Annotated in this window: 17 protein-coding genes; 9 read left to right on the top strand and 8 right to left on the bottom strand. The window is 32.0% G+C overall.

Annotated features, from left to right (window positions below; translation table 11 throughout):
* The first annotated feature begins 1 nt into the window (after position 1).
* The 9 genes from HCN_RS07075 (at position 2) to HCN_RS07040 (ending at position 8,588) form a co-directional block, all read left to right on the top strand.
* Positions 2 to 733, top strand: coding sequence for a type VI secretion system amidase effector protein Tae4 (locus tag HCN_RS07075; RefSeq protein ID WP_014667053.1), 732 nt, complete (start codon positions 2 to 4; stop codon positions 731 to 733).
* Positions 730 to 1,167: a hypothetical protein gene (locus HCN_RS07070; protein ID WP_014667052.1), complete on the top strand. Its 438-nt coding sequence runs from the start codon at positions 730 to 732 to the stop codon at positions 1,165 to 1,167. Before HCN_RS07075 ends, HCN_RS07070 begins: the two co-directional genes overlap by 4 nt.
* Positions 1,164 to 1,334, top strand: coding sequence for a hypothetical protein (locus tag HCN_RS11560; RefSeq protein WP_014667051.1), 171 nt, complete (start codon positions 1,164 to 1,166; stop codon positions 1,332 to 1,334). Before HCN_RS07070 ends, HCN_RS11560 begins: the two co-directional genes overlap by 4 nt.
* Positions 1,335 to 1,343: 9 nt before the next feature.
* Positions 1,344 to 1,757: a hypothetical protein gene (locus HCN_RS10740; RefSeq protein WP_014667050.1), complete on the top strand. Its 414-nt coding sequence runs from the start codon at positions 1,344 to 1,346 to the stop codon at positions 1,755 to 1,757.
* The gene (locus tag HCN_RS07060; protein WP_014667049.1) at positions 1,754 to 1,990 is read left to right on the top strand and encodes a hypothetical protein; all 237 of its coding nucleotides are present in this window, start codon (positions 1,754 to 1,756) and stop codon (positions 1,988 to 1,990) included. Before HCN_RS10740 ends, HCN_RS07060 begins: the two co-directional genes overlap by 4 nt.
* 63 nt (positions 1,991 to 2,053) lie before the next feature.
* On the top strand, positions 2,054 to 5,731 hold the full coding sequence (locus HCN_RS07055; RefSeq protein WP_014667048.1) for a hypothetical protein: 3,678 nt from the start codon (positions 2,054 to 2,056) through the stop codon (positions 5,729 to 5,731).
* A 35-nt stretch (positions 5,732 to 5,766) separates the two neighbouring features.
* Complete coding sequence (locus tag HCN_RS07050) at positions 5,767 to 7,047, top strand: hypothetical protein (protein WP_014667047.1); 1,281 nt, start codon at positions 5,767 to 5,769, stop codon at positions 7,045 to 7,047.
* A gap of 25 nt (positions 7,048 to 7,072) precedes the next feature.
* A complete protein-coding gene (locus HCN_RS07045; protein WP_014667046.1) occupies positions 7,073 to 8,032 on the top strand; it encodes a hypothetical protein in 960 nt (319 codons plus the stop codon).
* Positions 8,033 to 8,042: 10 nt separating this feature from the next.
* Complete coding sequence (locus HCN_RS07040; RefSeq protein ID WP_014667045.1) at positions 8,043 to 8,588, top strand: hypothetical protein; 546 nt, start codon at positions 8,043 to 8,045, stop codon at positions 8,586 to 8,588.
* Positions 8,589 to 8,592: 4 nt separating this feature from the next.
* Here the strand turns inward: HCN_RS07040 and HCN_RS07035 are convergent, their stop codons facing one another.
* The 8 genes from HCN_RS07035 to HCN_RS12600 all read right to left on the bottom strand — a co-directional run bounded on the left by HCN_RS07035 (position 8,593) and on the right by HCN_RS12600 (position 13,571).
* Entirely contained in the window at positions 8,593 to 8,775 is a 183-nt protein-coding gene (locus HCN_RS07035; RefSeq protein WP_231998057.1) for a hypothetical protein, read from the bottom strand.
* Between the two features lie 8 nt (positions 8,776 to 8,783).
* Positions 8,784 to 9,818 (bottom strand): hypothetical protein, encoded by a 1,035-nt coding sequence (locus tag HCN_RS12070; protein ID WP_014667043.1) that lies wholly within the window; start codon positions 9,816 to 9,818, stop codon positions 8,784 to 8,786.
* 50 nt (positions 9,819 to 9,868) lie between these two features.
* Positions 9,869 to 10,699 (bottom strand): DNA-methyltransferase, encoded by an 831-nt coding sequence (locus HCN_RS07020; RefSeq protein ID WP_014667042.1) that lies wholly within the window; start codon positions 10,697 to 10,699, stop codon positions 9,869 to 9,871.
* A gap of 1 nt (position 10,700) precedes the next feature.
* Entirely contained in the window at positions 10,701 to 11,483 is a 783-nt protein-coding gene (locus HCN_RS07015) for a type II restriction enzyme (protein ID WP_014667041.1), read from the bottom strand.
* Between the two features lie 89 nt (positions 11,484 to 11,572).
* Complete coding sequence (locus HCN_RS11660; protein ID WP_002957614.1) at positions 11,573 to 11,728, bottom strand: hypothetical protein; 156 nt, start codon at positions 11,726 to 11,728, stop codon at positions 11,573 to 11,575.
* 107 nt (positions 11,729 to 11,835) lie between these two features.
* Positions 11,836 to 12,477 (bottom strand): M15 family metallopeptidase, encoded by a 642-nt coding sequence (locus HCN_RS07010; protein WP_231997498.1) that lies wholly within the window; start codon positions 12,475 to 12,477, stop codon positions 11,836 to 11,838.
* 528 nt (positions 12,478 to 13,005) lie between these two features.
* A complete protein-coding gene (locus tag HCN_RS07000; RefSeq protein WP_014667037.1) occupies positions 13,006 to 13,467 on the bottom strand; it encodes a hypothetical protein in 462 nt (153 codons plus the stop codon).
* A complete protein-coding gene (locus tag HCN_RS12600; RefSeq protein ID WP_373365037.1) occupies positions 13,467 to 13,571 on the bottom strand; it encodes a hypothetical protein in 105 nt (34 codons plus the stop codon). The genes HCN_RS07000 and HCN_RS12600 overlap by 1 nt, the downstream gene beginning before the upstream one ends.
* Between the last annotated feature and the right edge of the window lie 4 nt (positions 13,572 to 13,575).

The following is a 13,575-nucleotide window of genomic DNA, read 5'->3' as shown; positions in this document are numbered from 1 at the left end:
AATGGGAATAACAATAACGGCAACCTGTGAAGGTAAATCTAAAAGTATAGAGTGCAGGAGACCGAGCTTTAAGGAAGTTAGAAAAGAATATGATAAAATCAATACCGCCAATCCAAATGATGAAAATTTGCAAGAAGCATTTAGACAAGGCATAGTAGATAATGGTATATGGAGAGGTAAAACAGAGAAAATATCAAAAAATACAGCAGAAAATATAATACAATCTATCAAAGATGGACAATATGATGATAATGTATGGCAGAGATACGCTTTGGTTGGAGGGAAACCTTTAAGCGAATATATTAATTACAAGGATTTCTTTAGATTTGGTTATGTGTATCAAGATTATAGCAACACTTGTGCTATGCAGGTAAGCTATGCGCTCAATTATGGAGGAATGCCGCTTCATACCGAAATTAAAGCAAAAGAATATAACTCTATGTATGGTAGAGGTGAGAAATATCTTTATATTTTAGGAGCTGATTATATAGGTAGGTATTTGAATGATAAATGGGGTAAAGCGGAAATATCTATAACAGCAACAGATAGTGGCAAAACTGCAGCACTAGAACAGATTAAAGATAAAAAGGGAATTGTCGTAATGAAAGGAAATTATTCTCACACAACCCTTTGGAATGGAAGTAAATTTGTAGATGTGGAAAATGGTATGGCTAGAAATTATTATTTGACTAATATAGGAACAGCCAAGCTTGAATTATGGGAGTTAAAGTGAAAATGAAAAAAATAATGTGGCTTTACTTTGTATCATTTGTATGTCTTAATGGCGGCGATATAAAATTTGACGAAGAGTTGGCGGGAAAAGTAGATAGGACAGCTTATTCCTATGAAAAAAAGGTAAGAATTATGAAAAGAATAGGCATAGAATATTGCATTAAAGGAAATGATTTTTATGAAACACGAACTGATATTCGGGTTTTGGGTCGCTATACTAATAGACTTGGGCTAGGGTATGGTGCAATCTTGCCACCGCTAGAGCTTAAATCATACATAGATGATAAAGCTACAATCAATAATGAAACCATATTAAATCACTATAAAAATTCAAATTTTAGTAGATTCTATACCTGCCTAGAACTCTACGATTCCAAAGAATACCAAGCCGAAGTTGAACGCATTGTCAAAAAATACTGCAAGGATTGCAAGTGATTCTATGCAAAAAGTATTGTGGCAATGATGGCACAGATGGACTACGACATACTACTTTATGGAATGGAAATAATTTTGTGGATACAGACTTGAAAGTAAGCCCTAATTATCTTAATGAAACTCAATATATAATACGAGATTTATACTTTTGGGATTTGATTGATTAAAGGGATTGTATGAAATATTTTGTCTTATTGGTTTTGTTGTGTATATTTTGCATAAACACTAATGCTGATGATAGGTTTGATGTTAGAAAGAATCTTAAACATTATGGCTTTGGTTTTTGTTTGCAAAAAAGTTATGGTTATGTAGAAAAAGGAGGTGAAATGTCAACATTATCGTATCATTTGCATATATTCCAACGAGGGAGTATGAAATTTTCTGTAATGGCTGGACTTAAAAATGAAGAACAAGTTGCTAAAATCATACAATCTTATGTTTCTCAATTTATGTCAAGTCCTCAAAGGGAAGCTACTACAAAACAAGGATTCAGAGTATTGGTTCAAGATTGTATGCACCTCTACGATTCCAAAGAATACCAAGCCGAAGTTGAACGCATTGTCAAAAAACACTGCAAGGATTGTCAATGAGTATCCCCCAATATCTCCCTAAACTCTTTAAAGAACCCTATAAAGACTATGAGCATAAAGATTATGGTATAGGACAATATAAACCACTCCTAAATTATTCTAAAGACATTAAAGAATACAGAGAATCTACTCATTCTAAAGATACTTCTTTACAATCTATAAGCATTACTCATACAAGAGTATTCCCTTTCTTCCTTTTAAAGCGAACAAACTTCACTTTACATTTGCATTAGGCTTAGATGATTACTTAGACAAAGACAATACCACAGAGTTAAAGATAATTATTGGAGGGGTGTATGATGAAGGAGAATAATGTAAAAAGAATATTGTTTTTACATAATAGGAATGATTTATTAAGAGAAATTACTGCTTATACACAAAATGCCAAAAAAATTGCTCTATATTGCTCTAATTTTAAAGAAATAGATGCTAAATGTTTGATAAGAACAAAAGAGAGGTTATCTCTTGAAGATTGGCTTGTGCAGCATTTTTTTAGTTTAAGAGATAAAGAGGTAACAATAGAAGTCTATGACTACAATAGTATTAATCAAAAAAATATAGTTAAAAATAATCAGGAAAGGGATTGTGGAAATATTAAAATTTATAACAAGCAAAATGATACATCAAGCATCTTATTTAATTTTGTAAAGCAATTAAACGGTGGTAAAGATATTGATAATCTCTCAAAAGCTATTAGTAAGTTTATAAAGCAGAAGGACAGTTTTGAGAAATTGAAATCTTGTATTGAAAATAATTTGCAAAAACCCATCATTGAAAAATTATCAGATTTTAAAGAGACAGAATTTTTTGGTGGTCAAGGAAAATATAAAGAGAGTTTGCAGTTTGCTTTTGATAATCTAATACAAGATATTAGAAATATATATGAGGAGGGTAATGCCCAAACTTATAAAGAAATTGTAAATTTTTTCTTTAGTATTTTTAATATCTTTGATATTAAAAAGATTGCCTCTAAAGGTAATTTGGTTTTTTTAGCTATTGATACACTTTTTGAAGGGAGTAAGACTTTAGGAAATATTTTAGAATGGGCAGATTCTAAATATTCTTTTGCCATTTCAAATTCAATTATTAAACTTTTTGTGCAAGATATTGCCCCCATTATCTTTCTTTTTGAAAATCGTATTTTGAATTATACTCTCATTATAGATAATAAGATTCTTATAGAGTTATCAGGATTTAAACACGATATTGAAGAGAGCAGTGCCTATATAAAACAAAATTTAGCCCTGCTGATAGAGTTAAAACAAGAGAGTTTGACAAATGTGGAGGGAATAAATTTAAGTTGTGTCTGTGAGAATGAAAAATTGCAAATTTGCGGTAAAGACAGCATTACAAATCATCTTAGTGCACAAATGACTTCTAATAACAATAGACTTGTCTTTATAGAAAGCCCTTATTTTAACTCTAGCCAACTTGTGCAGCTTATGAAAAATGAGCAAAAAAGCGAGATAAAAGCTCCATCAGCACAAGGATATAACTATCTTATCATTAGCAATGCTCCCTATAAGCATAATGCAGGATTAAATCATAAATTGTTAGAGGAGTTAGGTAATACTATAAGCTATGGAGATGAAAATAAAAAGGAAGTCAAAAGTGATACTTTATTTACAAATCCTAAAAAAGATTATGATGAAACCATTGATTATAGTAAATATAAAATCACTATAAAAGATGAAATAAGCAAGCCTTATGTTGTTTCTCTAAGTCCTTTTGTCTTTGTCCCACAAAAGGAATACAATGATTATAAGAATACCAAAGAACATCTTGATAGTCTTAATTATGGCTTTTATCCTCAAGATAAGAATCAAATAGAAGATTATCACAAATTTGAAAGAGAAAATAGAGACAAAATACTCAATTTCAATTTTATAGAACATTTCTTTCAGCAAGAGAACAATAAAACATATTTTTTAGAGCAGGAGAAAAAATATTTTAAAGAAAGTATAGAATGTCTGCAAAGTTATATTGATAGCATTACTCAAGTCTTGGTAACTTATGAATATAATTATTATGATGGTTATGAAATCCCAATGCGAGAAACAAAACTTGAACCAAAAAAAAATTATTCTGTCTTAGAAGTGCTTTTGCTTGCTCTAACTTATTATGTGATTAAAAATTTCTATACTTCCATAAAAACAGATACACAAAAATGGTGGAATTTTATTTCTAAATATGAGTGCATAGAGATTGATAAAGAAAGTCTTAGAATATTGCCTTATGAAAGTTTTTTAGTGCTTGAAGATAGTAAAAGTAAAATACCCCTATGCTTTTCTAAGCAAAGAAAAAATGAGTTATTAAAGAATAATGAAGAAGTCTTTTGTATAGAAGAGTTTGTTGAGGAATTAGAAAATCAAAAGGATACAGATAAGATTAATGTAGATGAAATCTTAGAAGAGTTTTTTAATGAGGAGGATTCTGATTCTAAAAGTGAATTTGGAAGTTTAGATGAAACAAATCAAGGAAGTTTAGAAAATTTAAAGACCTTAGAAACCAAACTTCAAGATTTAGAAAAGGACTTACAAAAAGAGCAAACAAACACAAGACTCAAAGCAAGTGAATCTTTGCAGGTGATAATAGAGCATTTCATTGTCTCTTTTTTCCCTTTTGCCTCACTCTTTTTTAATCTAAGTCCTTTCAATATAAGCAAGGCACTTGTAAAACTCCTATTCTCCTATAAGATAAAACATTTAAGAGAAGTATTATTTGGGGAGTTGGGTTTAGCCTATTTAGCCTATATTCTCTATAATCACGATATGAAGATATACACTCAAACATATGAGAAAAATAGAACTTTAAAAAGGAGATTTGAACAATTAAAGAAAAAATCATTTGTTCAAGCAGTTAAACAAGTCCAAAACAGCATTGTAACTATCAGTCAAAAGGACCATATAAAAGATTTCAAACAGATAAAAGGACAAGATTTGAAATATTATAAAAATATTTTCTTGAAAGATTATACGAAAGACACTATTAAGAGTTTTTTCAAATCTCTCCCACAAGCTGTTGGTATGAATATCTTTAATCAACTTTTTATTACGCATTATGAGAAGAGCAAAAAAGAGTTTGAACGCTTAAAATTTACAAAATTTTCTTACAAATACCATCCCCCTTATGTGCTTAAAAGACAAAATGAGGGTGTATTCTACCCTATGCTTGTGAATAATACTTTTTTATCTTTTAATTTTATTAATATGATTATAGGAGGCAGACTTAGAACAGGAGCTTTTGGAGACATTGACTCTTTGTTTTATTGTTATGAGGATATAAAAACTACAAATACGAGGAATTATCTTTTAAACAAACTCCTTGCTTATCTGTGCCTTGATGAATTAAGGGGAATGAATGATAGCCTTACTTCTCTAAATGATATAGAGTTTTTTAATACAAGAGCATATACACAAGATTTACCCACTCGCCCAAGATTATTAAAGCTTCAACACAAGGAGGGTGAGTTTAAAGCCCCACCTAATGCGAGTGAGCAGATAAAAATAAACATAGCAGAGTTTAATCAAAAAATGCAAAGCATAAATGGAGATGAGAGAAAACAAGCATTATATAAAGAATATAAAGACAGAGAAAACAGAAGTGCTAATAATGAGGAAAGAGGAGAAATGCAAGCTTCAGCCTCAGCCATAGACGCTTATCATATCGCAATAAATTATCTTGATGATGTTTATATGGATTGTTTCAATACCAATTTAAAAGACAATACTCCAAACTTAGAAAAACACAGAGAATTTTTAAGAGCTTTGAATATAATAGGAGAGAATAATATTAAGGCTATGTATGTGGGGATAAACCAAAAAAAAGATGATAAACAGAAACCATCTAATAGTTTGCAATTAGATAATGAAGATGAGAAAAAACAAGAACAAGATAAAAAAGAAACTCGCCCAAAATTCATAGGTCGTCTAGCCACGACTATCATCATAGAAGATGGATTGTGGATAGGGTAAAGAAAAAACTAATAAAATTTAAATAAGGAATGGAGATGAGTGAGAATTACCAAATCACAGCACCAAATAGCGTGTTTTTAAATATAGATAAACAAAACAAGGAAGTAATTTTTGATAAATGGGAAAAAGAAACAAATACAGGCAAATACACCAAAGAATACTCCAAAGCACTTTTAGACGCTTGGCACATTATGGAATCCTCCCCCTATAAATCCTATAAACCAATTTATTTAGACCCTACATTAAAGACAGGACAAAGCTCAAGTTATTTAGAATTTAAAGCTTGGCAAGATTTATATTTAAAAGAACCCATAAAAGGAGCTATAGCTCCTTGGACTAAAAAAGAAAAAGCTTATTATGAATCTTTAAAAACAAAAAGAGAAAGATATAAATACTTAGTAATAAGAAGTGGATTAAGAAGTTCTGTTATAGATATACCTTATGAGGCTTATTGTAATGTAGATGAGAATGGAAATCTTATCAATAAAGAATATGAATACCTATATGCAGAAGTAGAAACAAACAGAGGTTTAGCTCATCTAAGTGATGGTTGGCTTTCTATGGCTGAATGGGAATTAACCGCTGGGATATTAGGAGATATACAAGGATTTACAGGAGCATTACAGCTCTCTATGACAGGATTTAAAACAAGAGCTCAAGCGGTTGCTTTTCTACTCCTACAACTAGGTCATCCCGGCTTTAGTGTCTTATATGATTCTTATCAATATAGAGGCTTAATAGATGGTTTGCACGAAAATCCTATTAAAGCACAAATGCTAAAAAACTTTGCCAAGAATCCCCCTTATGATAAATATGGTATGCTCCCTTATTTAGATGAGATGATAGGAGTAGATTGGGTGATGGATTTTAATATGCTATATAGATATGCGGTTGATGATGGTAATGCCATAAGAGCTTTATTCAATCAAATCAAACAAGGCAAACTCAAAGACCCTAGAGATAAAGATTCTACACTCGAGAGTAGGAGGGAGTTTCATAAAAAAAGCAGAGTCGCATTGGCTAATAATTTAGAATCTTATAATCTTGATATTCCAAATGAATGGAGCGAAAAGTCTGCTAAACTATATATAGATACTATGCTTTTAGAAGCTAAGATTATGGCAGTTACTCCACCTCAAGGTTATCCTAATGCACCAACTTACTATATCCCTGAAGATTTAGAGAATATTTATAAAGACCACAAACTAGACAAAAAGCTAAACCCCACTATACCAGCAATGTATAGAGAAAACTTCCCAGAATACTTAAGAAAAGAAATAGAGGATTATGCAAGGAAGCATAATATAAAGCAATAAAGAATCTTATCTCAAAGGAGACATAATGGCAAAGACTAAAAATATATATTTACAGAGTAATTTACATAGGAGAGAAGCACTCAAATATCTAAGGGATTTAGGATTGCTTGGAGTAGCAGGAAGCTTTGGAATCTATACCTATCAAAAAAAGAGCTTAGATTCTACATTAGAAAGTAGCATAATAGAATCTCTACAAGATTTTATACCTTACTCAACTCACACAATCACAAATCCTCTCTTTAGCTCTAATATCCCTCAAGAGATTCTCTCCTTACCCTTAAAGCATTTCTCTATTCCACACGAATATGCAAGTATCTTACAATTTCATAAAAAGCAAGAAAGAAATGTAAATTTTATAATTCCTTTAACTACAAGCCAATATTTAGACACTACACATTATTATCTCAATATGCCAATGCCCCATAAAAATTTACCCTTTCTCTCTTATCATTATGATAGCTTACAATCTTTTTTAAAAGACTTAGAATCTCAAAGCTTTTCTATGAGAAATTACACTATGGATTCTATAAATATACAAATACTCAAAGAATTCTTTATGATTTTAGAACAAGATAAATTCTATAAAGACAAAGAAAGTAGAAATCCAAACAATAAAGACAATGACACAAACGCACCAACTTCAGCCATAGACTCCTACCATATTGCAATGAATTATTTAGATGATGTATATAATGATTGTTTCAATACCAATTTAAAAGACAATACTCCAAACTTACAAAAACACAGAGAATTTTTAAGAGCTTTGAATATAATAGGAGAGAATAATATTAAGGCTATGTATGTGGGGGTGGGAGAGAAAAATAATGAAGAACAAAACCCTAATAGTAGTAGGGTAATCTCAAAGCGTAGAGAAAAAGCAAGCAAGAACATTGCCAATACTGAAAATGATGAGAACAAAAGACCCAAATTTATAGGTAGATTAGCTACTACTATAATAATGAAAGATGGATTGTATATAGGATAAAGGAGAAAGAATGAGTGAAACTTATATAATATATGCCCCCAATGGAGTAGGAGTTGAAGTTAATAAACAAACTAATGAAATATACTTTTCAACAGGAACAAAAGAGGCAGGAAAGTATAATAAAAAGCATAGCAATATTTATTTTAAATCATATAAAGCAAGAGAATCCTCCCCCTATAAATCCTATAAACCAATTTATTTAGACCCTACATTAAAGACAGGACAAAGCTCAAGTTATTTAGAATTTAAAGCTTGGCAAGATTTATATTTAAAAGAACCCATAAAAGGAGCTATAGCTCCTTGGACTAAAAAAGAAAAAGCTTATTATGAATCTTTAAAAACAAAAAGAGAAAGATATAAATACTTAGTAATAAGAAGTGGATTAAGAAGTTCTGTTATAGATATACCTTATGAGGCTTATTGTAATGTAGATGAGAATGGAAATCTTATCAATAAAGAATATGAATACCTATATGCAGAAGTAGAAACAAACAGAGGTTTAGCTCATCTAAGTGATGGAGGATACTTATGCAGAATCTTTTGCCAACACTTTTAGCGTTCTATCGCTTTTTTTGACAAGCAATGAATCCGATTGCATTGCCTTTGAGCACGGATTGTAATGAATGCAAATCGCTTTGATTTACATTTAAAATCTTCACGCTTATAACCGCACCAAAAGCCATAGCAACCGCCACGACAATTAAAATCGCTAAAGTTAACTTTTTTATTTTTTGCACTCCCATTTTATGATTCATTCACCAAAATCAATCTGTGATTTGTGGATAAATCCCGCTTTTGCGTCCTTTGTCTTGCGCGTATTTGGCGGGAAATAAATCACTTTATGCCATTTTGATTCTTTATCATACATATCAATTTTTTGATTTTGATTAAATCCTAGCAAACGCGTTTGCGGGACTTTTATTACCAAACTATCGCTAAAATCTTTTTTATAGATTCGCGTTATAATAGCACCATTTGGGGTTTCACGCAGATTTACAAAATCATCGTTTGTTTTAAGTGTCAATGGGCGCACTCCCTGTTCGCTGTATTCTACCAAATATGATTCTGCATTTTTATCCATTTTTTCGCTTAATTTTTTGATAAATTTAATATTATCAGCGACAAGATAGCTTCCACTGCTACATGCAGAATAGTCTGCTATCAAAGCTATATCTTGCTGTTGATTGATCCAAACATCGCTTATATATCCGCTCATATTTGCCACTTCAAACTCCACTTCATAGCTCACCTCCCCAGCAAATCCATCAAGCAGCCATTTTGGAATCTTTGCTAATACTTCTTTTTGATTGCGCGAAGTGGGCTTTATCTGCAAATACTTACCATTCAAAAAATCCATTTCAGTTGTGGGCAAATCCTTATTTTCAAACCAAGTATAAAAAAATGTATCACAAGCAGCACCACCATAATTTGTCTCAATGGTAAGCGTGCCTTTTAGCTTAATGGGGGCTTTTAGGCGATAGGGACAAGTTCTTTGGGCTTCATTGTTAAAGCAAGTCCATTTCGCGACTTTTTGCCCTTTGTCATTTGTGATGATTTCATACCACAAAGGCGTGAAATGCTTTTTAGCAAAAGCGAGTCTTGCCAAAGCATCAGGTGAATCATCATAATAAAGAGCTTTGGCTAAAAATTGTAGCCAATATTCATTTTCTTCTTTTTTGATTTGCTCTAATCTTTCTAAACTAATAATATCCTCATCCTCTGCCACCGCTATATTTGCCAAAAAGCAAAGACATAGAATCATTAAAATTTTGCTTATATTTTGCATTTTTTATCGCTCCATTATTTTAATTTAGATTCGTGCCAATCTTGCAAATCTTATAGTGCATTTTCAAATAAACTTTGTTCTTTATTTGCGCTATTTTCATAGTTTTTTCGCACAAAATTTGGCAATCTAAATTCATTTTTTATCGTCCCATTTGATTGTAGCCTATCATTTATCATTTCAAAATAGGGCTTATGCAACTCACAGCTTATCCATTTGCGTTTGAGATTTTCACATAATAAAATTTCCCCTCCACTTCCGCCAAAAAGCACAAACACGCTATCGCCTTCATTTGTGCAGGATTTGATAAACATTTCTACTAATGGCGCAGGAATCTGACAAGAATGAAAGGTTTTATCTTTGCTTACATTTTTAACTAAATCAAAATAAAACCACGAGTAAGGCATTCTGCCCTTGTGTCCGTCAGCTAACCGCTGCAAAATTCTTTTGTCGGTGGGATTTTGATAAGGCAGGGCGATATTGTCTTTGTAGAAATGATTGTTTTTAGATTTTGTCGCGTGGAGAATGCTTCTGTGTGCGGTAGTGAGACGCCGTTTGCTATGCCCGACATTTGTGTTATATACCCATACATATTCGCTCACATCATAAGCAAGGCTATCTAAACATTTCACTCGTAAATACGCATTTTGCTTTGGATAGTTCATAAAAAACGCATTGCCACTAGGTTTTAGCACTCGCAAACACTGCGTTGCTAGCTCGCAATACCACGAAATATAATCCTCCCATTTTTGCGTGTATTTGCTACCATTGTAGTTGATACCGACATTATAATCAGGGTCGCCCCAAATCATATCCAAGCACGCATTTGGTAGGGATTTAAGAATTTTCAGTGTATCGTCATTGTAGATTTTATTCCACTCCATTTTAGCCCCTTGTCAAAATATATTCTTTTGATTTTAAAAATTTGATTGAATCAAGTTGTAATGGTTTTTCAAAAGTGTAGGCAAAAAACTTTAAACTATTTTCATTTCGCAACAAATAACAGCAAATGATATTTTGCAAAGGCAAATTTGAGTTGTAATAATACAAAAATGGATGATAAATTTGATAAATATTAAAATCTTTTGGTTTGCCGTTTTTTGCCTCAAAAACAGCTACAACTGCGTTAAATTCGAGCGTTAAATCGATTTCAATTTGCTGATTTAAGGCTATTATTTGCTCGTTTTCAAAAGAGTATCGAAGTGTGGTTTTTGTGCGGTGTGGAAAATAAGTTTTAGGGCGTTTTTGAATGGATAAATTTTCAAATTCCAAGTCTCTACCAAAGACAAAATCGTGTAAAATGCGTTGATTGTTTGCTACGCTTAAAATGTTGCTTTCGCTGTCGTTGTATTCATTAAGCAGGCTTTTTTTATAAGCCCATTCTGTCCTTTCTTGTATCGGTTCAAATGTGTGGTAAAGTTTGTTTATACCTTTGATAAATTTGTGATTTCCGCTGCCTAAATGAAGCAAACAAATGTCTTGTTCTTTAAAAAGTTGTGGCAATTTATCGCTAGAATCAAGCTTTGTAGCGTCAAATGGGTTGCCAAATTTGTGTTTTTTAGCAAAATCCTTAACTAAATCATTGTGAAATACAAAATCATTTCGCACTTTGCAATGATTATATAAATCTAGCAAGACAGAGTGCTTTTTGTTTGTCATATTTTGCATTTTTGTCCTTTTTAAAAATTAAAATGTGATTTTAGCAAAAAATTTTTAGATTCGCGTCAATCTTGCAAATCTTGCCCAGATTCACGCCTTCACGCCCTTTCATATTTTTCAATGATAAATTTCAAAATGAGCGCGATGATTGAAAGTAGCGTTAGCACACTTGCCACTGCAAACGCCGCCGTGTAGAGATAATCATTGTAGAGAATCTCAATGTATAAAGGCATCATTGCATAGATGAATCTCAAAGTTGCCTTTGTTGCTAAAAGTATCTTGGATTTGATTAAGTTTTAGTTTGATTCCAAAGGTGGAGTAAGTTTTGTTTGGATAATTGTAATAAATCTCACGCTTGCATTTATGGCAAATCAAGTATGGGATATTTTTCACGAATTTGAGTTTTATTAAGTGGCGGAGAATCTTGCGAAAAGTCCGCTTCATAATGCCACCATTCGCTTTTAATTTCCCTAAATCCAGCCTCTTTCATTATCGCTTTTAGCCTCTCTCTATTAGCACATTTTTGAGAATCTGCTTTGGGGCATTTATAATCACTAAATGCCTTTTGGCTAAACTCATCAAACTCGCTAGGCATCGCTAAAATCTCACCATTTTCATTTGCCAATCCAACATCAAGCGCGATTGCTCGCGAATGATTTGAGCCATTTTTATACGGATTTGCCACAAATCGCTCATCACTTATCTTTTCCCACGCTTTTATTTGTGCGCTATGCGGACGAAAGCAGTCAAAAAATACGATTTTTACTCGCTCCCTGCTTGCAATCTCGCTAAGCATTTTTGCGCGCTCACTCAAATCATTATGCAAAAAGCATTTATCTAATCCAAAATGTTCGTAAAGATTCACGCCCATAAAATTATCTATCGTGCCATAGCGTAAATCGTGGATAAAATTACTAGATTGCACTTGAAAGAGATTTGGATAAATGGGATTGGCAAATATTTCACACACAAGCACACAGCAAATCACTACGATTCGCTTCATTTTATCTTTTAAGATTTTGTTTCTTTGCACTTTGCCTCACTCACATTCTTTGCAGTATTTTTTGATGATTCGCTCTACTTCGGCGTTGTATTCTTTGGAATCATAAATTTCTAGGCAAACATAAAACCTTGAAAAATTGCCGTTACTATAATGTGCAAATATTGTTTCATTGTCTATGCGTGATTTGTTATCTATATATGATTTAAGTTCTGGCAATATTTGATTTTCCAACCCTTTCCACATTAGCCCTATTTTGTAATTATATCGACCTAGTATGCTAATATTTGGTTGCACTTTACTAAAATCTTCTCCTGTTATACAATACTCTATACCTATCCTTTTTACAATTAGTATTTTTTTTTTTTTTCATAAGAATAACTTGCCTTATTTATTTTCCCTGCAAGCTCTCCATTAAATTCTAAATCACCCGCATTAAGATATATCATCACTATCAAAAATAACCATATTGTCTTTTTCATCTGCATTTTTGCTTATTTTAGCTCCCAAAAATAGAATTTCTATATAGATTCACTCACATTCTTTGCAGTATTTTTTCACAATGCGCTCCACTTCGGCGTCAAATTCTTTATTTTCATACACCAAATCAAAGCAAGCATTTACATAACCCTTATGCGAAAATTCGACAATAACCTTATAATATTCATCTATATATGCTTTTACTTCATCTAATGCCTCACCTCCCAAAAGCCTTGTCATATTATCTATATGTCTTAGGTTTATTATATCTTGTGGCATTTTTTTACCACAGCCTGATGACATAGTTTTATCCACACTTGAAGTGTATTTTAAGCAATGGGCTAAAGCCCATCTTTTATAGTATTTGATTGGATTTTGTATAAAAGACTTTTCAGCAATGCTTTGCTCTGTGCTTCCACTTTTAGTGCAAGAGTAAGTGTCGGCTAATGTAGGGGGTTCAGCATTTGCGCTAAAAATAAGGCATAACAAAATAGTATAAAGCAATTTTTTCATTATGAAAACTCCCAAAAATAAAGTGTTTTTACAAAAACATACTCTCTTTTGTCGGGTAAAAATTCGCTTTCATCGACAAAATCATTATTTTCCCATAGTGTTATATGC

The organism is Helicobacter cinaedi PAGU611 (assembly GCF_000284635.1).
Taxonomy (GTDB): domain Bacteria; phylum Campylobacterota; class Campylobacteria; order Campylobacterales; family Helicobacteraceae; genus Helicobacter_C; species Helicobacter_C cinaedi.
This window is presented reverse-complemented; position numbering and strand designations above follow the sequence as displayed.